The organism is Paenibacillus sp. 11B (assembly GCF_030487755.1).
Lineage (GTDB): Bacteria > Bacillota > Bacilli > Paenibacillales > Paenibacillaceae > Paenibacillus > Paenibacillus vandeheii.
This window is the reverse complement of record NZ_JAUKNS010000001.1, coordinates 1,759,506-1,786,060: the sequence shown is the minus strand read 5'-3', so window position 1 is coordinate 1,786,060 and position 26,555 is coordinate 1,759,506. Positions and strand designations below refer to the sequence as shown.

17 protein-coding genes and 2 riboswitches are annotated in these 26,555 nt (G+C 46.5%); of the genes, 15 read left to right on the top strand and 2 right to left on the bottom strand.

The genetic code is table 11. The features are described 5' to 3' along the window. Window positions 1-110: 110 nt before the first annotated feature. A riboswitch (glycine riboswitch) is annotated at window positions 111-211 on the bottom strand. Between the two features lie 3 nt (window positions 212-214). Further along, window positions 215-338: riboswitch (glycine riboswitch) on the bottom strand. Between the two features lie 346 nt (window positions 339-684). From gcvH to Q0V21_RS07805, 5 genes are all read left to right on the top strand, one after another. Beyond that, window positions 685-1,074 carry a glycine cleavage system protein GcvH gene (gene gcvH / locus Q0V21_RS07825; protein ID WP_024633107.1) on the top strand — a complete coding sequence of 130 codons (390 nt, stop codon included), beginning with the start codon at window positions 685-687 and terminating at the stop codon, window positions 1,072-1,074. A 575-nt stretch (window positions 1,075-1,649) separates the two neighbouring features. Then, on the top strand, window positions 1,650-3,116 hold the full coding sequence (locus tag Q0V21_RS07820; RefSeq protein WP_024633108.1) for a PTS mannitol transporter subunit IIBC: 1,467 nt from the start codon (window positions 1,650-1,652) through the stop codon (window positions 3,114-3,116). Then, window positions 3,116-5,224 (top strand): BglG family transcription antiterminator, encoded by a 2,109-nt coding sequence (locus tag Q0V21_RS07815; RefSeq protein WP_079350655.1) that lies wholly within the window; start codon window positions 3,116-3,118, stop codon window positions 5,222-5,224. Before Q0V21_RS07820 ends, Q0V21_RS07815 begins: the two co-directional genes overlap by 1 nt. Next, window positions 5,221-5,655: a PTS mannitol transporter subunit IIA gene (locus Q0V21_RS07810; RefSeq protein WP_024633110.1), complete on the top strand. Its 435-nt coding sequence runs from the start codon at window positions 5,221-5,223 to the stop codon at window positions 5,653-5,655. The genes Q0V21_RS07815 and Q0V21_RS07810 overlap by 4 nt, the downstream gene beginning before the upstream one ends. Then, window positions 5,652-6,803, top strand: coding sequence for a mannitol-1-phosphate 5-dehydrogenase (locus tag Q0V21_RS07805; RefSeq protein WP_301878302.1), 1,152 nt, complete (start codon window positions 5,652-5,654; stop codon window positions 6,801-6,803). The genes Q0V21_RS07810 and Q0V21_RS07805 overlap by 4 nt, the downstream gene beginning before the upstream one ends. 52 nt (window positions 6,804-6,855) lie before the next feature. On the opposite strand, the gene Q0V21_RS07800 is transcribed toward Q0V21_RS07805, so the two are convergent. Together Q0V21_RS07800 and Q0V21_RS07795 are read right to left on the bottom strand one after the other, a co-directional pair. Next, window positions 6,856-7,104, bottom strand: a complete 249-nt coding sequence (locus Q0V21_RS07800; protein ID WP_301878301.1) for a cysteine-rich CWC family protein — start codon at window positions 7,102-7,104, stop codon at window positions 6,856-6,858. A 94-nt stretch (window positions 7,105-7,198) separates the two neighbouring features. Next, window positions 7,199-9,220, bottom strand: a complete 2,022-nt coding sequence (locus Q0V21_RS07795) for an endonuclease MutS2 (protein WP_301878299.1) — start codon at window positions 9,218-9,220, stop codon at window positions 7,199-7,201. Between the two features lie 577 nt (window positions 9,221-9,797). Here Q0V21_RS07795 and Q0V21_RS07790 point away from each other — a divergent pair. From Q0V21_RS07790 to Q0V21_RS07745, 10 genes are all read left to right on the top strand, one after another. Next, window positions 9,798-12,137 carry a helix-turn-helix domain-containing protein gene (locus Q0V21_RS07790; protein ID WP_301878298.1) on the top strand — a complete coding sequence of 780 codons (2,340 nt, stop codon included), beginning with the start codon at window positions 9,798-9,800 and terminating at the stop codon, window positions 12,135-12,137. Between the two features lie 283 nt (window positions 12,138-12,420). Next, window positions 12,421-13,374, top strand: coding sequence for an ABC transporter permease (locus tag Q0V21_RS07785; protein WP_063566889.1), 954 nt, complete (start codon window positions 12,421-12,423; stop codon window positions 13,372-13,374). Between the two features lie 45 nt (window positions 13,375-13,419). Beyond that, window positions 13,420-14,292: a carbohydrate ABC transporter permease gene (locus tag Q0V21_RS07780; protein ID WP_024633116.1), complete on the top strand. Its 873-nt coding sequence runs from the start codon at window positions 13,420-13,422 to the stop codon at window positions 14,290-14,292. A 66-nt stretch (window positions 14,293-14,358) separates the two neighbouring features. Next, window positions 14,359-15,858, top strand: a complete 1,500-nt coding sequence (locus Q0V21_RS07775; RefSeq protein ID WP_301878296.1) for an extracellular solute-binding protein — start codon at window positions 14,359-14,361, stop codon at window positions 15,856-15,858. A gap of 23 nt (window positions 15,859-15,881) precedes the next feature. Beyond that, window positions 15,882-16,991 carry a glycoside hydrolase family 88/105 protein gene (locus Q0V21_RS07770; RefSeq protein WP_301878295.1) on the top strand — a complete coding sequence of 370 codons (1,110 nt, stop codon included), beginning with the start codon at window positions 15,882-15,884 and terminating at the stop codon, window positions 16,989-16,991. Between the two features lie 82 nt (window positions 16,992-17,073). Next, window positions 17,074-18,585 carry an extracellular solute-binding protein gene (locus tag Q0V21_RS07765; protein WP_301878293.1) on the top strand — a complete coding sequence of 504 codons (1,512 nt, stop codon included), beginning with the start codon at window positions 17,074-17,076 and terminating at the stop codon, window positions 18,583-18,585. A 331-nt stretch (window positions 18,586-18,916) separates the two neighbouring features. Beyond that, window positions 18,917-20,089 carry an S-layer homology domain-containing protein gene (locus Q0V21_RS07760; protein WP_301878291.1) on the top strand — a complete coding sequence of 391 codons (1,173 nt, stop codon included), beginning with the start codon at window positions 18,917-18,919 and terminating at the stop codon, window positions 20,087-20,089. Window positions 20,090-20,108: 19 nt separating this feature from the next. After that, on the top strand, window positions 20,109-23,099 hold the full coding sequence (locus Q0V21_RS07755) for a DUF5704 domain-containing protein (RefSeq protein ID WP_301878290.1): 2,991 nt from the start codon (window positions 20,109-20,111) through the stop codon (window positions 23,097-23,099). Window positions 23,100-23,763: 664 nt separating this feature from the next. Beyond that, entirely contained in the window at window positions 23,764-25,563 is a 1,800-nt protein-coding gene (gene ltrA / locus Q0V21_RS07750; RefSeq protein WP_301878453.1) for a group II intron reverse transcriptase/maturase, read from the top strand. Window positions 25,564-25,595: 32 nt separating this feature from the next. Continuing rightward, a complete protein-coding gene (locus tag Q0V21_RS07745) occupies window positions 25,596-26,429 on the top strand; it encodes a hypothetical protein (protein ID WP_367620509.1) in 834 nt (277 codons plus the stop codon). Window positions 26,430-26,555: the final 126 nt, after the last annotated feature.

The following is a 26,555-nucleotide window of genomic DNA, read 5'->3' as shown; positions in this document are numbered from 1 at the left end:
GTAAGGACGCTATAGGCAGCGCCGCTCTATAACCTGTTTTCGTTTTTTTGGGAAAAAGGAAAAGGACAGGCCAAAGAACCGGCATGCCAGAAGCACGCTGTATTCTTAGGCTCTGTCCTTGGTACCTGAGAGTTACCCCGCCGCATGATGCAGCAGGTTTCCCCTTGGGTGATCCTAACGCCCACACAGGGCGAATAGATGCTCTCCAGAGTTGCGTCCCGTAAAAGTCCTTTTGCCTGAGAGATTCACCTCCCGCTTGTCGGTGGTTTACTCCTTCGGCGTTACCGCATGTACACCCTGATTCGGGTGTCAAGGGTAATCTCTCCCTTTACATTCATCCGCGGGTAATGCATAGACCAACAAACATATTTACTACTCTCATTAAAGCCTGAATCGACTATTGATGTCAAGAACGATATCATAGAAATCAACAAAAAATCCGAATGATATTTCAATATGATTCTGTAATGTTCGTATATTTTTAAAGAGCACGCTTACTTTTCTAATATTCACCATTATATGTAGAGAGAGCCCAATGGAGTTACAGGCATATAAGGAAGAAAGTCAAATAAATTGTAAGGTATCTTGACATTTGAATCTAAAATATCATACGCTATGTTTTGGGAAAAAGGTTAAGGTCAAAGAAGCGCATGCACTCATTAATGAAAAGCGAGGCGGATATCGATGAGCGAATTAAAAAGTGATTTCCTGTACAGTGAAGAGCACGAATGGGTGCAGACCGTAGGGGAGGATACCGTACGTATTGGCATTACCGAATTCGCGCAGCATCAGCTGGGTGACATTGTGTTTGTAGAATTGCCTGACCTTGAATCGGATGTAAAGGCGGAAGACAGCATTGGAACAATTGAATCCGTCAAAACCGTTTCGGATTTGTTTTCTCCTGTAAGTGGAACAATTGTTGCTGTAAATGAGGCATTGCAGGATTCCCCGGAGCTAGTTAATAACTCTCCATATGAAGAAGGCTGGATGATCGAAATCCGTGTTGAGGGCGATTTGACAGCAGCACTGTCCACATTGATGAATGCGGATGCGTATCGTAAACATACGGAATAAAACTAGGGTTGCATTTTCCGCTGGAGACTGAATTTCAGCCTCAGGCCAAATGCCGTTTAACTTAAAAAGAATGAATCGATTGATTATAGATCCGGATGGTAATCCTGCTAATCCGGAGAATACTTAGGCGCAATTGTCTCACCTGTAACGGGCTGAGCAATTGCGCTTTTTGCCGTTGTTATTAGAGTATTTCAGATTATTTGAATGAAATGAATAACACCCTAACGTGTTTCATCATCAATCCTGAATGAGATAGAAACTGCTCATTAAAATTGAATAAATTTACAATTTTATTTGTCATTAAAATGGGGTAATTCGTGGGTATGATACAGGAAAGGGAATAACAGGTTCCATTCCTTATACAAGGTTCAAAATGGGACAATCCTTCAAATTTAAATCTTGTCATCAACGTTCATGACGGAAGTAGGTTTTCATTTCGTTGTAGAAGATACCGTTTTCATTTACGATATGGTTGTGAAATTAAGATTTATTACAGATTTGTACCTTCGTTCGTCTGGATCATCGTGTCAAAATTCAGTGGAATTAAGGTTTAATATGTTGAGGAGGTTTTTAGTATGAGTTCAGTGGACGCAAAGTCCGGAAAAAGCGGAGGAATACGGGTCGGCGTTCAGAAGTTTGGACGTTTCCTGAGTGGTATGGTTATGCCGAACATGGGTGCATTTATCGCCTGGGGTTTAATTACGGCATTGTTCATTCCAAAAGGATGGTTCCCTAACGCAGATTTTGCATTGTTGGTTGATCCAATGATCAAATATTTGCTGCCGTTACTTATCGGTTACACAGGCGGTACGATGGTACACGGCCAACGTGGTGGTGTAGTCGGTGCGATTATGACCATCGGGGTTATTGTCGGCAGTGACATCCCCATGTTTCTTGGTGCCATGATTGCGGGACCGTTGGGAGCCTGGGTCATTAAGAAATTTGACAAGGCTGTCGATGGCAAAATTAAATCCGGGTTTGAGATGCTCGTTAACAACTTCTCCGCTGGTATTATTGGTGGGATTTTGGCCCTTCTAGCGCTTAAAGGTATCGGGCCTTTCGTTGAAGCGATTAGCAAGGTGTTATCGGCTGGGGTAGAAACCTTGATGAATGCTGGTCTTCTCCCGCTGGTCAACTTGATCATTGAGCCAGGAAAAGTATTATTCCTGAACAATGCCATCAACCATGGGATTCTGACACCGATTGGTACGGATCAGGCAAGAGAACTGGGACAATCCGTATTATTCATGCTTGAATCCAATCCGGGACCTGGACTTGGCATTTTGCTGGCCTACTGCTTCTTTGGTCGGGGATCAGCTAAATCTTCCGCTCCAGGTGCTGTAATTATCCATTTCTTTGGCGGGATTCACGAGATTTATTTCCCTTACATTCTGATGAGACCGATACTGATTCTGGCTGCGATGGCTGGTGGTGTAGCGGGTACATTGACTTTTATGCTGACAGGAGCTGGTTTGGTTTCAGCACCGTCACCGGGTAGTATCATTGCTTACTCTTTGTTAACACCTAAGGGTGGATATCTTGGCATGTTTGCAGGGGTAGCCGTAGCTGCGATCATCTCCTTCCTTGTGGCATCTGTGCTGCTCAAAACAGGTAAACAGAAGGATGACGAAGATCTGGATACTGCATCCAGTCGTATGAAAGACATGAAAAATCAGGGCAAAACGGGTAACCTCACCGTTGATAAAGACAATCGGGAAGCTGACCGTGCGGCTGATATTGCTTCTGCGGCAGTAAAAACGGACATAAACAAAATTGTCTTCTCCTGTGATGCAGGAATGGGTTCGAGTGCCATGGGTGCATCGATTCTGCGGAAGAAAATGAAGGCAGCCGGTGTGGATGTCGCTGTAACGAACACGGCGATCAGTGAGATTCCGCAAGATGCCGACATCGTCATCACTCAGAAAACATTGACAGACCGGGCCAAATCCGTGGCTCCAAATGCAGAGCATATTTCCATCGATAACTTCCTGAAGAGTCCTGAATATGAGGCACTGGTGGAGCGCCTCAAATCGGACTCCTGATGAGTAATATTACAAGGAGACAGCGTGAGATCGTGGAGTTCCTGCTGGAGCATCCGCATGAGGTAACTGCTGGCGAAATAGCTGTTGCGGTCAAAGTAAGCACCCGTACTGTGCATCGGGAGCTGCAGATGATTGAACAATGGCTTGAGCCCCTTGGCATGAGATTGGAAAAAAAATCGGGAACCGGGGTTCGAATTGATCCCGGTTCCGATGATTTGGCTGTATTGCGCCAACAACTTGAGCTTAACGAATATGTAGAGTTTACGCCCGAAGAGCGTAAACTCTTCATGCTTTGTATTTTGCTGGATGAGTCCGAGCCTGTGAAGCTGCTTGCGCTGGCCTCAGATCTGAAGGTAACCGTGTCTACGGCGAGCAATGATCTGGACGATCTGGAGCCACGCATTCATCTGGCAGGCTTGAAGCTGGTTCGCAGACGCGGATATGGGGTCAAGATCAATGGAAGCGAGTGGGCTCATCGCATGGCTATTTCTGCGCTCGCTCTTGAATATCTGGATGAATCCGATTTGTTCGGTAGGCAAGCGGAGCAGGGCGTCTCCAAAGTAAACAGTAAACTATTGGAAATGATTGGGCATGAGGATGTACTTACGGTCGAAAATGCGTTGTGGCAGCCAGATATTGAGTGGTTGGAAAATATTCCGGAGCGTCAATACATGAAGCTGCTGATTCAAATGTCTGTAGCGGTTGTGCGTATCCGTAAGGGCTTTGGTATTGGTCTGGGCTCTCAACTGGATAAAAAAGACGTTGGAAATTCGCTGCAAGGCGACAAGGGGAAGGTACCAGAATATTTGGCTTCCCGTTTGTGCGGTGTTCTGTCTGCCCAGCTTGGAATTGATTTTGTGGACGAGGAGCAGGCTTATTTTCACAGACTGCTGATTGAAATCGAGCGATCGATTCATTCCTCACGTCTGCTGCCCATAGACGATCTGGTCTTACTCAATATGGTTCGTTCTCTCACAGATCGAATGCAGGAGAATACCCATTATTCGTTCCATGAGGATCGGCTGCTGCGTGAGGGTCTAATTGCTCACATGGAGCCGGTGCTGGAACGAATGGATGGACGGCAGCTCATCCGTAATCCATTGCTTCAGCAGATCCGCAAGGATTATGAATCATTATTTGAGGATGTAAAGAAAGCGGTGCGAGAGGCTTGGCCCAATACGGATGTGCCGGATGAGGAGATTGGATTTTTGGTGATGCACTTCGGTGCTTCCATTGAACGGCTGCGGGTGCTGAAGCGAGAAATCAGGGCTGTCGTCGTCTGTACCAGCGGAATCGGATCTTCACGAATGTTATCGAGCCGTCTGTCCAAGGAAATTCCCGAAATTCGGATTGTGGACAGCGTGTCATGGTATGAAGCCGCACGTATACCGAAGACGGAATATGATTTGGTTCTCTCTACCGTGGATCTGCCAATGGATAAACATCAATACTACAAGGTGAGCCCACTACTGACGGCAGAAGAAAGTGAACGTTTAAGGCACTTCATCAGGACAACAACGCTTCAACGGGAACATAGTCCCCCACCTGAAGCAGAGTCAAGGGCAACTGGACGATTTACCGATCCGGTTGGGCTTGAAGCCACCCTGATTGAAATTGTACAGATTATCGGCAAGTTTCAGGTGTTCCCACTGGATAATCAAGAGATCGGATTTTTCAAAACGGCCTACGCCATGTGCAGCGTTTTGCATCAATCTGGTGTGTTGAACAATCCAGAAGAGATTGCCAGGCTGCTGGAGGAGCGTGAAGAGGTTGGAAGCCAGAAAATTCCCGGGACTTCCCTCGCGCTGTTTCATACACGCAGTGATGGCATTCACAGTCCTTCAATCACGCTTTTCCAACTGACAGAGCCGCTTCTGCGCACGCCGGAAGACCCGGCAGGTGTCAGCCATGTGCTCTTGATGCTTGGACCGAGACAGTTATCGAAGGAAAGCTTGGAGGTACTGAGTGAGATCAGTGCGCTATTGTTGCAGGAAGAAATGATTGCATTACTTGAAAAAGGCAACCGGGATGACCTTATTCATTACTTGTCCCAAGAACTTGCGGGATTTTACCGCAGCAAAACCGAAATTGGAGGTATTCAAACATGAGTGTGTTAACTAAAGATAAAGTCATCATGAATGCAACGGCTCAGGACAAATACGAAGCGATTCGTATGGCAGGTCAGATTTTGAAAGACGCGGGACATATCACCGCAGAATACATTGACAAAATGCTGGAGCGTGAAGAGATTGTCTCCACGTATGTGGGCAACGGACTGGCGATTCCACACGGCACGAAGGAATCCAAATCATTCATCCTGTCCACAGGTATATCGGTTATTCAGTTCCCGCAAGGTGTTGATTTTGGGGAAGAAAAAGCGTATATGGTGATTGGTATCGCCGCTCAGGGCGGAGAACATATGGAGATCCTGACCAGCATCGCAGTCATCTGTGCTGAGGAAGAGAACATGGAAGCTCTGCGTCATGCTCAAACCGCTGAAGAAGTCATTACTATTTTGGAAAGTGAAATGGAACTATGAAGGCCCTTCACTTCGGAGCAGGGAATATTGGACGTGGTTTCATTGGTTTGATCCTGTCCCGTGCTGGCTACAATGTCGTTTTCTCGGACGTTAACCAGGAGCTGGTTAAGGCTCTAGAGCAGCGTGGAGAGTACACGGTTGAGCTGGCTAACGAGGCCAAGGACCTGGAGACCGTTACCGGTGTGAGTGCAATCGATGGAACGAATCTGGATACCGTCGCTCAAAACGTTGCAGAAGCGGAACTGATCACAACGGCCGTGGGTGTAGGCATTCTGAAACATATTGCTCCCGGTATTGCGAAAGGTCTTACAGCCAGACTGGGAACAGGTGATGTCTTCCAGCCCCTTCACATTATTGCCTGTGAAAATGCAATTGGAGCCAGCACTCAGCTGAAAGAACATGTATATGGTCTGCTTGATGAGCGTACTCGCCTGCTTGCGGATCAGTACGTGTATTTCCCGGATTCAGCCGTAGACCGTATTGTGCCGATTCAGCATCATGAGGATCCATTACATGTACAGGTAGAGCCTTTCTATGAATGGGTCGTTGACCGTTCACAAATGGCCCCTGCTTTCAAACCGGTTGAGGGTGTAATGTATGTGGATGATCTGGAGCCGTATATCGAACGGAAGCTGTTTACCGTAAATACCGGACACTGTATTGCCGCCTATATTGGATATGTAAACGGGTTTGATACAATTCAGAAGGCTATTGCCGATGAAAAAGTCAAATCTATTGTATATGGGGCCTTGCAGGAAACCGGGGCAGTATTGGTGAAGCGTTTTGGATTCAATGCGGATGACCATCAGCTGTACATTGCCAAAATATTGGAACGGTTCGTTAACCCACATCTGACGGATGAGGTAACTCGTGTAGGACGTTCTCCGCTGCGGAAGCTGTCCCCGAATGACCGTCTGGTTCGCCCGGCTCTCCAGGCTTACGAGTACGGAACGGAGACAACACATCTGGCGATGGGAATGGCGGCTGCCTGCAAGTTTAATATTTCCGAAGATCCGGAAGCAGTGGAGCTTCAGACTACGATCCAGCAAAAAGGGATTGAAGCAGCACTCAGCCAGTATACGTCCATGGACGAGAACCATCCTGTACTGAAGCAAGCGGTAGCGCATTATCAACAAATGCAGAAGTAACATTCTTCATTACAGTACAACGTAATATCGACAGAAGAAGAGCCTCACAGGGTTAACTGTGAGGCTCTTTATTTTGCTCTGCCTTCTTTTTATACTTATCCAGACATGCTTCGCATATACAAGACTTCCTGCGTTGTTCTGCCGGAATGGGGTCAAATACCCCTTCGGGGAACACGGCCTGGTTACACCAGCATGCTGAATGAGGGCGGCCTGCTGCATAGGAACAGCCATTGGCTTCACCACATAAAGGACATACAAGGACTTCTGCAGTCACCTTCTTTGTATCCTGCTCAACAGACATATGAGTCTTCCTTCCCCCGTTGAATTTCTTAACCACGAACGATCGATAGGTTTATTAAAGTATATCAACTCCACCCATGATATCAATCCTGTGGTTATTCTTCAGGAGGCAATTCAATCGTCAATCCTTCCACATGCTTGCGACCCATCAGTTTGCGCTTCTTCCGGTTTTCCTTGGTCTCCAGCACAATGTCGAGGTCATAGTCGTCGCCCGGATAAAGTTCCTGTGCAGATATATGCAAAGTCAGGCGTTTCTTGTGAATTTTGACTTTGCGTCCGCGCAGCATGACTCCGATATTCCCGCGACTGTCCTCCACATCGCAGACAATTCCTGACTGGTTCAGATAGGCTGCATAGACGCGATCCCCTTTTCGGAATGCTTTGGCAGGGGATGTGGGTTTTGATGCTCCAGTCCAATTGGACTGGTTTCTAAGGCCAGTTTGTACGGACGGGCTGACAGGTTCGTTGACAGGTTCCAACGTGTTCCTTGTTTTATTTGAATGCTTTTGTTCAGCCATGCTGCTTTTTGGTGATGGTGAAGAATTCACGTCGGGCACAGCTGATGTAAAGTTTGGAGAGACACGTTGCGAGACTCCCTGATCTGAAATGAGCTTGGAGCGCTCAATAATGCGCTGCGGCATCCCCAGCTTCAATGCAATGGAATAGGCATAGCTTTCCCCGGCTTCTCCAATCCGCAATCGATAGAGAGGCTGGAGCGAGACTGTATCAAATTCCATTCGTGCATTCTCAAATCCAGACGTGGCTGCCGCAAAATGTTTGATTTCCCCAAAATGGGTAGTGGCGACAACAGTAGCTCCGCGGCTGTGCAGCTCCTCCAGCATAGCGATCGAGAGTCCCACTCCTTCACCGGGATCGGTACCGGAGGCCATCTCATCAATAAGCACAAGCGTCGATGAATCGGCTTGAGCCAGGATGCCAATCATGTTGCGAATATGTGCAGAAAAGGTGCTGAGTGCTTGCTCCAGGCTCTGCCCATCACCGATATCGACGGCAACCTCATGATACACGGCCATCTCGCCCTCTTCAGCGACAGGGACAAGCAGACCGGATTGCATCATCAGGGTGAGCAGACCTAGTGTCTTGAGGGCAACCGTTTTGCCGCCTGTATTCGGTCCTGTAATGATCAGTGAGGAATACGTGTGACCAATTGCAAAATCAAGAGGTACCATGGATGCGCCCATTAATGGATGGCGTGCTCCTTGAAGCCGAACCCGTCCATTGGCATTGACGCGTACAGTTTGTCCGTCCATGGTCGCCGCATATTTCGCTTTGGCGAATAGAAAATCCAGAACCCCTACCGTTTCCGTATTTAGCGCAATTTCACGATGATAAGACTCTGCCATGGAGGTTAAGTCACCTAGGATTTTCATCTCTTCCCGTGATTCCTCCGCTTGCAGTGAAGCCATCTCCATTTGCAAACCTACTAATTCCGCTGGCTCAATGTATACGGTTTGGCCGCTGCCTGACTCATCCAGCACACTGCCTTTAACGTGTTTGCGGAATTCTTTCTTGATGGGCAGCACCGTTCTTCCACCACGTTGGCTAATGACATTCTCCTGCATAATGGAGCGGTGTTTGCTTATGAGAGAATCCAGCTTGCGCTTCATGCGCTCCTCATTCACCGTCATTTTTTTACGAATACGTATTAGCTCCTTGCTTGCCTGATCCTGAAGGCGACCATTATGGATGCATCGTTCAATCTCGCTCAGCAGGGACTCCATCCATATCATGGATGAAGCGTATCGGCTGACTGTAGGAGCAATCTCGGATTTACCCTCCATGTATTTCATAAGCTGTGCGCAGCTGCGTAGAAATTGGGTGAGATGGCTGAAATCCCGCTCCGTGAACAAATAACCGGTGCCGAGCAGATCCATGATGGTCTCCATGCCGTCCAGTGAAGGGATGGGTACACTTGCGCCGTAACGAATCAAAGCAGCAGCCTCAGCGGTCTCTTCCAGCCGCATTTGAATCAGAGGCGCGTCCACCATGGGCTTCATGTCTCTTGCATAACGTTTGCCCAGATAGGATAGGGCACAGGCTGCAACGTTTTTTTGAATTTGGGAATAACCCAGACTGTTTAGTGTGTTTTCATTCATGCTTGATCTCTCCTTGGTTATAAAATGGAATTTCGGTTTAAGCGATGGAACATATTCCCGGAAAACGCAAAAAGGGCGGAGAATGAACAAACGTCATTCTCCGCCCTTAACGTAGGGGAAAGCAGGGCCCGTTATAGGTCTATACAAAAAAATCCACGCTGAACACAGCGCGGAAATAGACCCGGACACGTACAATCCCGGAGGCGATTTATGATATCCGCTGTTCTTAACTAAGTACAGGGTAATGGCGCATCAAAAAATACACGTATGCCATAAGGCACAAGCGAATCGAAGGCCAAACTCCTGAATATGAAACTTGGTTAGTTAAGAACGCTCACCGACATCAAAATCTCTCCTTTGATTGAGGAATATGCAACCAATATAAACTGGAAATTGCCTTAAAGTCAACCTTCAATAATAAATAGTGGACTTGAATAACAATGGGTTTTAAAATAACAATAGTAAATTAATCCAATGAAAGCGATATTATACATACGTTTTGCATGAGATCGGGAAGTAATTCCGAAAGCGTTCTCGTTCAAATAACGCAAAATGAACACAAAGGAGGATGCTCTTTTTGCCTAAATATCTGCTGCGTTTGCTCTGTTTTACCATGATTCTTGGAGCCCTTCCGGTCATTGTTATTGGTTCAGTCTCCTATTCGATTGCTTCGCGTGACATTGAGCAGAAGGTACGTGAGAGTAATTTGCAGATTCTGCATCAGACCCAAATGCGGGTAGAGCAAGTGCTGCGCAGTCTGCAATTGTCGTCCATCCAATATGTGAATTCTCCATTGGTTTTACAAGCGATGAAAAAACCGTTGGACAGCAGCGAATTCCAGGACATTCGTGATCTGACCTCCGGATTTAATAATTTGCAATCGGTTACAAATATTGATCAGGCCTATCTCGTGAATCTGGATGAAGACTGGGTCGTTTCGATGAGATCCTTTGGAAAGTTGGATGATTTTAGTATTCGGGACCGGATTGGCTCCTATTTGAAATATACTAACAGCCTGTTCTGGGTGACGCAAAATGTGAGTTCAACCAAAGAAAGTAGTGTGCCAGTATCGGCCGGAGTGGGTGAAGCGGCACAAGAACCCGCGCCTACCCTTATTTCATCTGACAATGTGGTCAGCATGGTATTCAAGATTCCGATGATCCCAACGAATGTGAAACCCAAGGGATTTCTGGTTATAGACATAGCTGATACAGAGCTAAGTACATTTCTGAGTCGAAATTCAAATTCAGGAGATATGTACGTCCTTGATCGGGAGCAGAAATATTTTCTAAACGATACACAGCAAGACGGGAAATACGATGCGCTGAATCAGGAAATCCATGAAAAGGTACAAACGACGGGACTCTCGGAGGGCTTCTTCAGTGCAGAAGTAGAAGGAAGTCAGGTGGCGGTTAGCTACAGGCAATCCCCACTTAATGGCTGGTTGTATGTGTCCGTTGTATCGCTGGGTCAGATAACCGCTCAGTCGAAGAAAATTGCATTGGTTACGGGAGTGGCTACACTGGTCATGTTATGTGTGACAGGACTGGTAGCCATCTACGGCAGCCGCAAGATGTATTCTCCGATTTCCAGACTTCTGCAGTTTACGAAAGGACTGGATTCTCCAGTGGCTCCGTCGGGACGCCGTCAGGATGAATTTATATACATCGAAGAGCGATTATCAACCTTATTCAGCTCGGAGAAAACGATGCGTGAGCAGATGAAGGGTCAGCATGTTCATTTGCAGGAATTTTTTATGACCAAACTGCTTACAGGCAAAATATCGGAAGATGACTTCAGATATCAGGGACAGCTCTATGATTTTCCGACATCCTGGTCACGGCTAGGGGTACTCACGCTTCAGATCGATACCCTTGAAGGGACAAGGTATGAAGAGCAGGACCGGGACCTGCTGCTGTTCGCATTAAACAATATGGTCGGTGAGCTGCTGCCTTCGGATATTCGATTTGCCCCTGTCATGATTGATGACGCCCAGGTTACGGTGCTGGCCTCCGTGCTGGAGGATGAAGTACAGCTCAAAGAATGGATGCATTCCCAAGCCGAATTGATTCGTGAGCGGGTCGTAACCTATCTGAATCTGCCCGTAAGTATCGGTATCAGCCGCTCCTATTCTGCAATAGGTGATTCACCAAGAGCTTATCAGGAGAGTCGTGAGGCTCTGCAAGGCAGGGTAAGTCTGGGGAGCCGTATTATTTTGCATTATGAGGATATTCAGCCGCGCGGTCAGACGGAGGCAGCGTTATATACACAGCTCAGGATGATTGAAGACCAGCTGGCTTCTGCACTCAAGCAAGGAGACGAGGAGAAAACGGATGTGTACTTTAAGCGGTATCTCGGATTGCTTGCAGACAAGAAGCTGCACTTCAGCGAGTACCCCGTTATCATGGTTCAGCTGTTGTCCCGTGTGTACCAGCTTGTGCAGGAGCAGGGTGGTAATGTTGCGGAAGTGTTGGGTGAAAAAGCTTCCATGGCTCGATTGTTGAAGTTGTCCACATTGGATGAAATGACGAATTGGTTCCGCAAATGTTTATTCCAACCTGTCATTCGATTCTGGCGCGAACAGGAAGAGTCTCAATATCTGAATATAGCCCGCCGGATGATTCGACTGATTGAGGAGCGTTATGATCGCGATTTGTCACTGGAGGCTTGCGCAGAAGAACTGAATTTTCATCCAGTCTACCTGAGCCGTGTGTTCAAAAAGGAGGCTGGTGTGAATTTTACGGAATACCTGGCCGAATATCGGATGGAAAAAGCCAAAACCTGGCTGCAGACGACCAACCTGAAAATATCGGAGATTGCTGAGAAACTCAATTACACGAACCCCACCGCTTTTATCCGAACCTTTCGTAAAATTACTGGAACCACCCCCGGAAAATACCGGGAGCAGCAGCGATAATAGCCACCTGCTCTGCCTGCCATGGCAGGCAGGTTTTTCTTTGTTTCAGGGTCAGCCTTTTTACTGTGATTGGAGCAGAGTTAAGACAGGAATATCGGAGGTTAAATGGGGTTCATTGAGGGGAGCAGCCCAGGGATATAAACGTCCTAAACCCTTGATACATAAGGGAAAACAAGAAGCTAAAACGAGACGATAGCCAGTTACCCGTTTATCCTCCACAATGAAGACATGAATTCAGGAAGTGATATTTTGTAATCGTTTCCAATGTGGGGAGGAACACACTATGAAAGCCGAAACGGCGGCTCGGACACGGCCCGCTACCCGCAGTGACAAAAACCTGCTGTGGAGGGACATTATCAAAAACCGGTGGCTCTATATTATGTTGATACCGGGCGTGCTCTACTTTGTTATTTTCAAATATATACCCATGTACGGCATTACGATGGCTTTTCAGGATTACACGCCTTACAAGGGCATTCTGGGCAGCGACTGGGTAGGATTCAAGCACTTCCAGCGTTTCTTCGGGGAACCGCAGTTCTGGACCTTGTTCCGGAATACGTTTTTGCTAGCGATTTATAATATGGTGTTCTTCTTTCCACTGCCCATTGTATTGGCACTGATGATGAATGAAGTTCGCCGTGAACGGTTCAAACGATTTGTACAGACGCTGGTATATGTACCGCACTTTGTTTCCTGGGTTGTGGTGGTGGGTGTGTTCTACATGCTGTTCACAACCGAGGGCGGCGCCATTAACGAATTACTTTATAATCTGACGGGACAAAAAGTGGCTTTCCTGCTGGAGCCCGGCTGGTTTCGAACGATGATTGTTGGACAATCCATCTGGAAAGAGGTCGGTTGGGGCACGATTATTTTCCTGGCGGCACTGTCTGGTGTAGATACACAGCTCTATGAGGCTGCACGGATGGATGGTGCCAATCGCTGGCGACAGACGTGGCATATTACGCTGCCTGCCATCCGCAGCACGATTATTATTTTGCTCATTCTGCGTCTGGGCAACTTCCTGGATACAGGCTTTGAACAAATCTTCCTGATGCTGACGCCGACGAACCGGGATGTGGGTGAGGTATTCGATACTTATGTCTACACCAAAGGTCTCACACAGGCACAGTACAGTTATAGTGCTGCTGTCGGTTTGTTCAAGTCGGTGGTTGGACTTGCGCTTGTACTAGGTGCCAACACGATGGCCAAAAAATTCGGGGAGGAAGGCGTCTACTAACGCTTGGCAGCAGACGTTCTTCACCAGACAGGAGTGAACATTAAGATGCAACAGGATAAAACGTGGGGCAACCGGATCTTTGATATCCTCAATCATGGCTTTCTGCTATTAATCGGAATCGTGACCGTTATCCCGTTCATTTATATTTTGGCCGTCTCGTTTACCAGCCCGCATGAAGTGGCCAAAGGAGGATTCATTCTTTTTCCGAAAGAATTTTCCCTCGCCGCTTATCGCTACATCTTCTCTACAGACACATTGATTCGCAGTCTGGGCGTATCGATCTATATCACCGTAATCGGTACGCTGCTTAACCTGTTGTTTACGTCGCTTATGGCGTATCCGCTCTCCAGAAGATACTTGCGTGGCCGTCAGCCGATCTTGCTGGGTGTGCTGTTCACGATGCTGTTCAGCGGTGGGATGATCCCAACCTACTTTGTCGTAAAATCATTACACCTGACCGATACGTTATGGTCTCTGATGCTGCCTACCGCAATTAGTGCGTTCAACCTGATCGTACTTAAAAACTTCTTCCAGGCCATTCCGGACGAACTGGAGGATGCCGCCAAAATCGATGGATGTAACGATGTGGGTGTGTTGTTCCGAATTGTTCTGCCTTTGTCGATGCCGGCAATGGCTACATTCTCACTCTTTTACGCGGTGGCTCACTGGAACAGCTTCTTCAACGCTGTCATTTATATCAACGATAGTGAAAAGTGGCCCGTACAAGTGTGGCTGCGTGAGATTGTCATCCTGGCCCAGAGCCGGATCGGAGATACGAGTATCGAAGAGACCGAGATTCAGCCGCTTACCATTCGAATGGCCGTTATCGTGTTCTCCACGATTCCAATCATGCTGGTCTACCCGTTCCTGCAAAAGCATTTTGCCAAAGGAGTGATGCTGGGCTCGGTAAAAGGTTAAATTGGTATACGTTTGACTATCGGAACTGGATCATGACTGTATATAAAAAGGGGAGGTTTTCGTTTGATGAAAGCAACAATAAAGAAAGCCGCAGCTGTTTTGAGCACACTGGCACTGGTGACAGGTCTGTTGGCAGGGTGTGGATCGGATGAAGGTCAGGCTGCCGAGGGCGGCGTTCAGAACGTGTCCATTGCAATCGTACAGGTGGGAGATGTACCTAGCAAAGGGAATGAGGTCCAGCAAAAGATTGAGGCGTATACCAATACCAAGCTGGACATTCAGTGGATTCCGGCTTCGGCTTACAATGACAAAATTAATGTCATGATTGCATCCGGCGATATGCCCAAAATTTTGAAAGTACAGTATAACCCGACTGTGACGAGTGCAATGCGTAACGACGTATTCTGGGAAGTTGGACCATTGCTGAAGGATTATAAAAATCTGTCTGCACAAAACGAGCGTTTCTTTGACAATATCAAAGTGGAAGGCAAAATCTATGGGGTACCCGGATTCTCTGATATTGCCCGTGCAACGGTCATTTACCGTAAAGATTGGTTCGATAAACTGAATCTCAAGGTACCAACGACACCGGATGAATGGTATGAAACGATTAAGACGCTGGCAACCTCCGATCCGGATGGAGACGGTCTGAATAATACGTTTGGATTGATGCTTTTCAAAAAATATAACGAGGATCAATACTCCTTCACTACACGTCTTGGCGTGAGCTTTGGTGCTCCAAACAAGTGGAAAGTAGAGGATGACGGCAGCTTTACACCTGAATTCATGACACCAGAGTATATGCAGGTGCTGGATTTGCTGAAACGTTTGTACAGTGAGAAGCTGCTGAATCAGGACTTTGCCGTATTTGACTCCACAGAAGCGGAGAAGAAATTTGATACAGGCGTAGCTGGCATCCGTGTTGGTGTTGCCCAGAACGGGAAGAGCCAGCAAGAGCGTCTGTCCAAGAACGACCCGAATGCCGTGGTAGACATTGAAGGTCTGCTCGGTGTGAATGGTGACCGCGTTGCAGGGCAGACGGGTAACTCCGGCATTCTGGCTTTCCCGAAAGCAACGGTGAAATCGGAGGAAGAGCTGAAAAACCTGTTATCTTTCCTGGATAAACTGATGGACCCCGAGATGGCGACGCTGCTGATGCGTGGTATTGAAGATAAACATTACAAGAAGGTTGGCGAAGATCAGGTGGAGATGAGCGACTTCGACGCATTCCAGCGTGAAGTGAAGCCTTATCGTGACAACCTGCCTTACGTCGAAGGATATAATGTGCCGAAGTTGAAAGATACTGAACTGGGTGAGAAGGGTACGGAACTTGCCAAAGAGCTGGCAGAACATGCTGTGCCAAACCCTGCATTAACTTTGTATTCGGCTACGTATGGTGACCGTGGGGCAGATCTGGATCAGATGATTGCAGATGCGCAGACCAAATATATTATGGGCAAAATCGATGAAAATGGCTGGAAACAGGAAATTGAGAATTGGGGCAATGCGGGCGGTACCAAAATTCGTGAGGAATATGCCGAGGACTACAAAAAACAGGCTAAATAAAAAGCCGGAAGCGGAGGAACCCCATGAAAGAAACAATGCAATTCACACCAGTACGGATGGCTGAACAGTTCATGGAAAGTTATCGCAATCATGAGCTGTATCCGACCTGGCATTATGAAAATGGTTGTCTGCTGAAAGCGCTGGAAGAGCTGTATACCCATACCGGTGAACAAAAATATTTCGATTACATCCGTGAACTGATGGATAATTTTATTCAGGAAGATGGCTCAATTCGCTCCTATGCAGTCGAGGAGTATAACCTGGACCAGATTAACCAGGGAAAATCATTGTTCCTGTTGCTGAACAAAACCGGTGAAGAGAAGTACCGTAAAGCCGTAGATTTGCTCATGGTCCAGCTTAAGGGGCAGCCCCGTACGAGTGAAGGTGGATTCTGGCATAAGAAGGTCTATCCGTTCCAGATGTGGCTGGATGGGCTTTATATGGCCACTCCGTTCCTAACACAGTATGGTGCCGCTACAGGCGAAGAGAAGTGGTTTGACAAGGCGGCATTACAGCTGCTGCTGGTGGAGAAGCGTACACGGGATCCACGCAGCGGTCTGATGTACCATGCCTGGGATGAGAGCAAGGAACAGCGCTGGAGTTCGGGAGAAACCGGATGTTCTCCGCATGTATGGAGCCGGGCGATGGGCTGGTATGTGATGGCGGTAGTGGATACACTGGATCATCTGCCTGTAGATCATGAGCAGCGCGGCCAGATTGTGGGGATCTTCGAACGTGTAGCGAATGCGCTTGTACATGTACAGGACCAACAGTCCGGGCTATGGCCTCATCTGCTTGATCAGCCGGGGCGTGAGCGCAACTATCTGGAGGCTTCGGGATCCTCCATGTTTGTTTACGCACTGGCTAAGGGGGTACGGCAGGGTTACCTGAGTGGCAAGTTCAAAGCGATTGCAGAAAAGGGGTATCAGGGTCTGCTGCAGCATCTGCTGCAAACGGATCGCGAAGGCGTATTGTCCCTGACGCAGTGTAACGGAGGAGCAGGTCTGGGCGGTACCCCGTATCGTGACGGGTCATACGAGTATTATGTGACTGAATCCATTCGGATTAATGATCCGAAATCGGTTGCTCCGTTTATTTTGGCAGGAGTGGAGATGGAACTGGCGACACGCTAGTTCTTTTCTTCAGACTCATTTATGATAGCGCATTCATTGTGCGTACCCTGAACAATTTCGTTATCCAAAGGAGAGATGGTTCATGAGTCCAAAAGGTCAGATGTCCCGTTTAGGTGGATTAGTTGTGGTTGGTGCAATGTCCGCTGGACTGCTTGCAGGCTGTGGGGGAGAAAAAGCGCCTGCGGCAGGGGATGGCAAGCTTCCCATTTCGATTTCTTTGATGCAGGTAGGTGATGTGCCGGCCAAGGAGAATGGGATTGAACAAAAGATTGAGGAATATACCAACACGGATGTCAATGTACAGTGGATTCCGCAGTCTGCTTTTGATGATAAAGTGAACGTCATGGTAGCTTCGGGCGAGATGCCAACCATTATGCGGGTGAATTATGTACCCACAACATTTAATGCAGCCAAAACGGGGCTGTTCTGGGAAATTGGACCTTACCTGAAGGATTATAAAAACCTGTCAGCTCAAAACGAGGCTTATTTTGACAATATCAAGATCGAAGGCAAGATTTACGGAGTGCCCAACTTTCGCGATATCGGGCGTACAGCCATGGTGTACCGCAAGGACTGGTTTGACAAGCTGAAGCTGGATGTACCGAAAACGCTGGATGACTGGTACGAAGTGATGCGTTCCATTCGCAAGGATGATCCTGATGGTAACGGCAAGGAAGATACGTATGGAACGGTGCTGTTCAAAAAGTACAACGAAGGTGTATCCTCTCCGCTTACACGAATCGCCGTAAGTATCGGTGGGGTGAACAAATGGGGTGTGGACGACGCGGGCAAACTTACGCCCGAATTCCTGACCACAGAATATGTGGACACGATGAAGCTGTTCAAGCGTCTGTTCAGTGAGGGATTGATCAACAGTGACTTTCCTGCGCTGGACCCTTCCGATGCGGACAAAAAAATTGACTCCGGTCTGGTAGCCATGAAGCTGAACGGTGTTGCCCAGAACGGAAAGTCATTCCAGCAGCGGCTGACACCAAACGTGCCGGATGGCGAGATTGATGTGGCTCCGTTTCAGGGACCGGATGGTATTCGAATTGCCGGGGAACCGGGGAATTATGGCATGCTTGTCATTCCCAAAGCTTCCGTATCGGACGAAGAACAGTTAAAACAGGTGCTGACGTTCCTGGATCAACTGTTGGACGAACCCCTCAGTACGCTCCAGCTGCGGGGTCTTGAGGATGTACACTATACGAAGACTTCGGATGGCAAAACCGAGTTCAAGGACTTCGACGGGTATCAGCGCGAAGTGAAGCCGTATCGTGACAATTTGCTAAGCGTTGAAGGATATAACGTGGCTGAGCTTGTCGATGTACCGATCGGTATGAAGGGCACGAAGATGGCGCGGGAGAATGAGCAGTACGCCATTCCGAATCCGGCGCTGACCCTGTCCTCTGCCATCTATACGGAGCGCGGCCAGGAGCTGGATCAGATGATCTGGGATGCACAGACCAAGTACATTATGGGCAAAATTGATGATGCTGGATGGGAGCAGGAAGTGGAGAACTGGAGAAAATCCGGCGGAGACCAGCTGATTTCCGAATTTGAAGCGTCTTATGCTGAGCTAAACGGAAAGTAGTAATAGTAATTAAAAAAAGAGTGGTCAAATGGAATGGAATCGTTTATTCTATAAGAGTGATTTTTTTACAAAATTAAACAGTGATTACACCTTAAAGAATAAGGCTATGAATCTGCGGATTCGTGGCCTTTTTTTGTGCATTAAGAGGTGAATTAGTTCTTAGGGAGGAGGTTTGTCTTGAAAAAACAATACCTATCGCCTAGATTGACATGGTAGAATATTGATTATTATGACAAATTTAGGTTTTGGTTTGAAAAGAAATACGAGAGTACTGAACAAGCAGCATTAAGCAGAAGTTTGCCCCATATTAAGGTACATAGGAGGAAAGAAAATGAAAAAAGTAATATTAACAGGAGTGGCTGCACTAACTCTACTTTCCGCACAAGCATCTATCGGCCCACAACCCGTAATAGCTGCAATTACCGACGACATCAAGGTTGTACAAAAATTCAAAGACATTACTGGCCATTGGGCAGAGTCCAGTATACTTCAGGCTATTCAGCGAGGCTATGTCGATGGTTTCCCAGATGGGAAATTCCTGCCCAACAATATAGTTACCAGGGCAGAATTTGTGAAAATGACGGTATCTGCTTTAGATCTGGAGGTCGGTTCTATATCCGGGAGCTGGTATATCTCGTACGTCAACGCTGCCCAATCAGCAGGGATCTATAAAGCAGGCGACTTTTCAAATTCGGATTGGACAAAGCCAATGTCTCGGGAGGAAATGTCAAAAGTAGCTGTCCGAGCACTTGGGGTTACCGACGTAGAAGACAAACAATGGATGTACTTGGCCACCAAGAACGGTGTTATCACAGGCACGGCACCAGGTGAAATCTCGCCAGAGGGAACTACAACTCGCGCTCAAGCAATTGCTGTTATTGAACGGGTTTTGTCAATAAAGGATGGCAAGACATTGGTATCTGATAAGTATGCTGTCGCGGCTGCGGAACTGTACTGGCACAAGACCAATATTTTCACTGTTGCAGAAGAAATATTTAATGGTCCGAAAAACTCCAATCACAGATTTGGTATTGAATCATGGAAACAGTCCAACCTTACCGTTTCAGCCCCTAACGGCTCTGTTCAGGGTCGCGTAAACAGTCTGATTGCAATTGATTGGAATGACCCGAAAGACCCTAATCGAAAACTGCTTCCATCCAAAGATAAGTTCTTCTGGCTCTACGGGGGACAAGAAATGAAATTCGCTGACAATGCTGAGTGTTATATCTTGTTACTTGACTCCGAACTGACAGTTAATAAGAATCCACAAGGATATAGAACGAATAGACTTGCCCTTTCTGTTCGAGGATATAATGGAACATCAAGTAAAGAAAGACTTACCGAAGCAATGCCTATTCGCTCAAAGGATTCTAATAAGGAAATATACGGTTTAGTGATTCCAAAAGGTGGATTTTCCCATAATGGATTATTGGAAGTTGGAGTTGAAACAATTACTGCTGGATCTCCTGTCTATCAAAGTAGACTAGCAGTATCCAAGCTTTAATAGGTAAGGATGTGGTCCTTTGAAAACCAGAATTCTTCCCATAGTTTTGCTCTCAGTTTTCATTTTTCAACTTCTGCCACCAAGCTGTTTTCTTAATACCGCAATAGCTGCTGGAGAGGTTACTGAGATTATTGATTATAAGATGAATGGGAACGGATATGTATATGGCGGGCTTCTTTTCTCAGATAAGCCTTCACTATCGACAGAACCAATCATTATTCCTGAAAAAGCTGGAAAAATCATAAAGAAATTAGAGTGGTTGAGCAAGTCTGGCGACGTACTCCGTTCAGTTTCCATACCTTCTGGGAAAATTAAATTTACTGAAACTGATAAGTTAACTGACACATTAAATGGAACGAGGTATAAAGTAAGCTCTATAAATAATACAAATTATGGCGGTGTCTACTATTGGGACAGATGGACAGCTGGCGATTCAGGAAACTTTAACGGAAAATATTGGCGTGCTGGGGGAGGACGAGTATCAGTTACTACGAGTCAACCCAGCCAATACTGTCCAAGCGGAGTTCCAACGGAAAACAAAAACCCTAACACGGGCGTAAGTTTTGGTGCCGATCTACCGAAATTTCCAGGATGTACAGATCCTAACCTAGCAGCTGATATTCCACGTTCCAAGGGTTTTTATATTGTTGCTGATGGAAATTCACTCGATGGAATATGGGTTCAAGATGCTGGGATTTCCAAAATCGATGTAGTAGCATCTAAAATTACTATCGACAAAACGTCTCCAATAGATGATGTACATGGCTCTCAGGGCTACACTGATGCAAGTACCATTGCAGGTCAAGTCGTTGACGTACCAAACTTGAACTTGATTACGATCAGCTTTAAACAAACATTTAACAATGACACTTATAGGAAATACTGGGCGAATCCAGGAGCAAAACAAGTATGGTACTTTTCGAAATTCATAGCCGACTTTGATTCCTACACCTACGTATACAAGGATAAGAAATTGAAAGTTACGTATGCAGATGGAACATCCGGACTCGAGATCAGCGGTAACACTTGCGTAGCTCCAAACGGAACAACTCAGTTAACAGCAACTTTGACAAAGGTAGATGGAAGTGTTTGGCCCCTACAAAGCCATGCCAAGCTCACGTGGTCAAGTTCTAACACATCTACGATGACGGTTAATAGTTCTGGATTAGTAGCAGCGGTTGCCCCAACTGGCACAGCAACGATTACTGCACACTTTGTTGACGCTACCCAAGCGCTTGATGAAAAGGATAGCTTTGAGATGACAGTTGGCTCGGGTGCTTCATGCACCGACAGTGGCGGAGGAGGCAATCAACCCGAAATTCCTGAAGGTAATGGATCGGGACAATGCAGTTGGACGATTGGAAGTCCTTCTCCAGGGACAGTTATGAGGCAAAGTGACATGGACCCAGGTGCCAATGGAGTTATTCGGGCTGACGACAGGGATTCCGAAAAATTCGATGTTCTTAAAGGCATTCCAACAACTGAATCTCTTTATACCAACACGTTAGCTGATGAATATTTGTTCAAACAGGATTGGGGAAAAATGTCTGGAAAGACCACATATGACTGTACTGTTGAAGTTACGTATGCACGTCAATGGACAGTACCCGGTCCTCAAGTATGTACTGAAACTGGTTGTACTCCAGGACCTCCGGTGACAAAAACGGATACTCAGTCCAAAACATATACATTCCAATTATTCAGGGATTACTCGTACTGGCAAATTAATAATTTGGAAGTATACAAGATAAAGCAGGCTGAAATGAGTAACTATGCCTTGCCTGGTGGGAAGGTCACCATGACACCTTCAGGGTATACGCCACCATCACTTGATTCGAGTAATGATGCGGATGTTAATAGTCACGTTAGACCAGCTAATACATCATCAATCACTTTTTCTCCACCACTTCTAACAGGGGGATTGAACTCTCCACCATCTCTTCCGGATCACACATCCACGCTTAAAGGGATGGCTGAAAGCAATACGCCCCAAAGCAAAGTGAGTAATGATATGGTCAATTTTAATGGTCCAACGATCATGAGTTCTTCGGAAACGACGAAGGATGGGCCAATTCCGTCTAATATTCCTAATCCGACTACTATTAACGGTGATGTACTGTATAAGCCTAATAACATGATCAGCAATACGCTCATAAATAAGGCAAATACCACGAGTTCCGGCGAAATTTATTACGATTTGTTGCCGGGCAATGTAAATGGGGGAATCAACAAGGTTTTTCCAATCAACAGCATAAATACGGTCACGGTACATACACCTGTCGTGAACTACGCCTGGGTATCGGATGACCAGCCACATAACCAGAAGACGACTCCGAATATAAACCGGGCAGCGCTCATTCTGGAGCGTCCGTTTATCGTAAGAATCCCGACCTCGGGGCAGCATTTGGATGCTGCAAGTTACCCCGGCTACGGAAACCGGGACTACGCCAAGTATTTTCGTATCAAGCAGGTGCGGTTCCCGTTTGATGTCTATAACGAAGGTCGCAGCCAGTTCATCCCCGCCAAGACGTGGGTAGATATTCCAGTGAATCAGCTGGATACTCCCTTTTATCTTCCGGTTTGGGTGGATGAGGGGGACTATGAAGTCGAGTTCCGCAATATTGCCGAAAATGCACCAGCGAACTTCACTGAACAGCAGGATGCCAATACGAATCTGGCGCATCATGTAGCGTCAGACACGGTACCTGTGGAAGTCATCGGACGGTTGTATGATTTTCGCGTGACCGATATTTCCGACTATAACTGGGAGAATGTATTTCGTAAGCAGATGGGCAGTCCAGAGCCTACAGGAGTCGGCTACTGGACGGGCCTTTACGGTATAGATGGGGACCCCAGAGGGAATTTAGCTCCGTTCATTCTTCCGATTCGTCCAGGCAGTCATCCTGTGCAGGGGTTCAAAAATGTGGCAGTCAAAACAGGATACCATATCAAGTTTGACCTCAAAACAAAGGGTAATATGTGTGCGACTTGTTTTGCTATAACTGAGTAATCAGGAAACGCAAGGACATCCACGGATGTCTAACTTTCTATCCAAGTACAGGAATGAAGAATCCATGTTTTTCCGAAACTGTACCATTAATACTCCTACATGCGTTTTGTTCGGCAGGATACAACGTATGAAGCTAGGTGAAGTCGGCAGAAAGAAGCTATAGCCACCACCATAATGGAAGGTAAGCTTACCGATATGCCGGATGGCTGAAAAATTGTCTATGGTGAGGATATCCTCAAAGGATTGACGAATCTCTGAATGTAAGGATCTAAATGCCTACCTCATGGAAACATGTTGACCAACGAATGTTGGGGCAAGCGGCGCAAAGTACGATTACATGTTAGGAAATGCGCTATACCGAACTATGGCGGTATCCAACTTGCAGGTCCAAAGGAGACACCTAAGGGCAAAACGGATAGCTAGGATAGAAGGAACAAGGAAAGCAAGGGACGTCGCAATGAAGGACTGCCATCCCAGACGGTTGCTATAAGGTAACGAAATGCATCTATCCTTGTGAGAGTAAGGGTGTGACCTATGAAACTTCTGTAATGGAAGCGGAGGAATAGCCCTGAGTCTTGATACTTTGAATTAACAACTTTCCAAAAAGTGAACTGTATCGGTCAGGTAAGAATGTGGGGACAATCTCATACAGGAGGTTGCCACAATACAGGCTCTACGTTACTGGGATTACTACAACCTGACGGAAACCTTTACCGACTTGCACGCGAGAGCTAAACGAGGAGAGACATTTGATCGTCTCTATGAATTAATTACTTCAAGAGACAATATCCTTCTTGCCTACCGCACAATCAAATCGAACAAAGGCTCCAAAACAGCAGGAACAGACGGCAAAACAATTGAGAAACTTAAACCAATGACAGAGTTGGAACTTGTGAACCTGGTCAAAGCGAAACTTAATAATTACCAGCCCAAAAAGGTCAGACGCGTTTACATTCCTAAACCTAATGGAAAGAAAAGACCACTAGGAATTCCATGTATCATTGATCGTTTGATACAACAATGCTTCAAACAAATACTTGAACCTATTGCTGAAGCACATTTCTACAAACATAGTTACGGGTTTAGACCCTTACGATCTACACACCATGCTTTGGCAAGAGTTCAGTTCTTGGTTAACAAAAGCAAACTACACTTTATCGTAGATATCGATATCAAAGGTTTCTTTGATAACATTAACCACAGAATTTTGATAAAGCAATTATGGAATCTCGGAATACGCGACCGGAAAGTCTTACAAGTCATCAGCCGAATGCTAACAGCGGAGATAGAAGGGGAAGGTAAGCCCGAAAAGGGAACTCCACAAGGAGGAATTTTATCCCCTCTACTTTCTAATATTGCCCTGCACGACCTCGACATCTGGGTTTCTGGGCAATGGGAGAATTTCCCGACCAAACATGTATACACCCAAAGGAACAGATACAACGGTCTCAAAAAGACCAAACTTAAAGAAGGGTTCATCGTAAGGTACGCCGACGACTTCAAAATCCTTTGTCGTAACTGGGAAACCGCTAAGAAATGGTATCATGCTGTAAGACTCTATCTGAAAAACCGTTTGAAATTGGATATTTCCCCCGAGAAATCGAAAATTCAGAACCTGAGAAAGAAAAAATCTGAATTTCTTGGTTTCACCATAAAGGCTACATTGAAGGGGAAACAAGCTGTAGCACATACCGGGTTGATTGATAAGAAAAAACAAGACATCAAAGTGCAATACAAAAAACTTATTCAACGAATAAAACAATCACCCACGGCTGGTAATGTATATAGGTTCAATAGTTTTGTACTAGGGATTCACAATTACTTTAAGAAAGCCACACATGTTTTTATTGAGTTCTCACGAATTGCCTATGACCTGAAAAAGTTCACTTATAATCGTCTGAAACGCATTGGCAAATACGAACATCCAGATCATCCGTCCCTTACATATAGGCGATTTTACTCAACGAGGTACCGGACGTTTAAAGTTGACGGGGTTTATCTATATCCAATAGTGGACGTAAACACCTCAAACAACCTCAACTTCAGCCAAAAGATAACCCCCTTTACTGCTGAAGGACGGAAAAACATTACGAGTATGATGGATAGCTTCACAAAGTCTGAAACGACAAAGTTGATGAAGTCAGACAATCCAAAACGTAGTGTGGAGTATCTGGACAACAGAATCAGCCGATACAACATGGTGAAGGGCAAGTGCGAAATTACGGGGATATTTCTTTATGCTGACGAAGTACATTGTCATCATCATCTTCCGTCTCACATGGGCGGAATGGACAATTACAGCAATCTGAGAATCTTGCATAATGACGTCCATACACTCATCCATGCCACGAATCAAGAAACGATTATAAAACTCTTAGGAGTGCTTAATCTTACAGGAAGCATGATCCAGAAGGTAAACCAATACCGTAAAAAGAGTAACTTGGCACTGTTGTTCAAAAAGTAGCAAGATGGAACGCCGTGTGCGGTGAAAGTCGCATGCACGGTGTGGAGGTGGGGAAAAGGTGGAGAAAAAACTCAAAGCCTTACCTATACCGATTTGGCATGCAGGATGGTGTACGAATTACACCGAGTTTCCATTTTGTGAATCGGGATGGTTCTTCGCGCCAGGAAGTGGATCTGTACTATCACCGGGGCCAGGAGCGTCTCATTCGCATCGGATCGGCGCAGGATTTGGAGAAACGCTTTGTTGTTCTGAACGCGCGGCTGCGGAATGTACCCAGTACGGAGCTGGGGGATGCGGCTAGGTATCGCTATACCTACGAGCTGACACCGCAGGAGCAAAGCCAGAGCACCCTTGCAGAATACATGGTCCGTTTCGTGGATCAGACTTCTCACGAGAAAACATGGGTGGGCCGTTATGACTGGCTGCTCCTGTCCTCGCCTATCCGCACACTGATAGGACCAAAGACGGATATCCCACCTGGCGTCAATGTGGATCGGGCTAATGCAGCCATCCAGCGCTGGTATGGGGAGTACAGTCTGCCGGCCGATGTGTACGCTGTACAGAAGGGAGCCGATCTTGAAGCACTCGCCAGACAACATCCCCTCGATGAGAAGTCGGCGACCTTCCTGAAGGATGGGTATATCGTGGTCAACTTCAATATTGAGAGTTTGCGAGGTGGCAATACGGATGCCCCGCACTTGCAATATATTCATGCCCCATTGATGAATCAGTGGCAGATGGAGGGCTTTAACCGGAGTCCGGCAAACAGTCAAGGCAATAACTGGCCGCTGAAGGATGGTGATGTTGTGTTTTACCATGCGGATCAGTCCAGCCGGAACGATTTTCAGTCCCAGGTGCCGCATTAGAGAAAAAGGGCTAATCCCTCAACAAGCTGTGTTTTACGTGAAATGACGTGAAACATGGCTTGTTTTTTTTATGGTCTTTTTCATCCCCAAGATTATGGTTAAGTGACAGAAGGGGTATAAAAAGTA

Coding starts and splice junctions, on each gene's coding strand:
- gcvH (WP_024633107.1), top strand. CDS start 685: ATGAGCGAATTAAAAAGTGATTTCCTGTACAGTGAAGAGCACGAATGG.
- Q0V21_RS07820 (WP_024633108.1), top strand. CDS start 1,650: ATGAGTTCAGTGGACGCAAAGTCCGGAAAAAGCGGAGGAATACGGGTC.
- Q0V21_RS07815 (WP_079350655.1), top strand. CDS start 3,116: ATGAGTAATATTACAAGGAGACAGCGTGAGATCGTGGAGTTCCTGCTG.
- Q0V21_RS07810 (WP_024633110.1), top strand. CDS start 5,221: ATGAGTGTGTTAACTAAAGATAAAGTCATCATGAATGCAACGGCTCAG.
- Q0V21_RS07805 (WP_301878302.1), top strand. CDS start 5,652: ATGAAGGCCCTTCACTTCGGAGCAGGGAATATTGGACGTGGTTTCATT.
- Q0V21_RS07800 (WP_301878301.1), bottom strand. CDS start 7,104: ATGTCTGTTGAGCAGGATACAAAGAAGGTGACTGCAGAAGTCCTTGTA.
- Q0V21_RS07795 (WP_301878299.1), bottom strand. CDS start 9,220: ATGAATGAAAACACACTAAACAGTCTGGGTTATTCCCAAATTCAAAAA.
- Q0V21_RS07785 (WP_063566889.1), top strand. CDS start 12,421: ATGAAAGCCGAAACGGCGGCTCGGACACGGCCCGCTACCCGCAGTGAC.
- Q0V21_RS07780 (WP_024633116.1), top strand. CDS start 13,420: ATGCAACAGGATAAAACGTGGGGCAACCGGATCTTTGATATCCTCAAT.
- Q0V21_RS07775 (WP_301878296.1), top strand. CDS start 14,359: ATGAAAGCAACAATAAAGAAAGCCGCAGCTGTTTTGAGCACACTGGCA.
- Q0V21_RS07770 (WP_301878295.1), top strand. CDS start 15,882: ATGAAAGAAACAATGCAATTCACACCAGTACGGATGGCTGAACAGTTC.
- Q0V21_RS07765 (WP_301878293.1), top strand. CDS start 17,074: ATGAGTCCAAAAGGTCAGATGTCCCGTTTAGGTGGATTAGTTGTGGTT.
- Q0V21_RS07760 (WP_301878291.1), top strand. CDS start 18,917: ATGAAAAAAGTAATATTAACAGGAGTGGCTGCACTAACTCTACTTTCC.
- Q0V21_RS07745 (WP_367620509.1), top strand. CDS start 25,596: ATGCACGGTGTGGAGGTGGGGAAAAGGTGGAGAAAAAACTCAAAGCCT.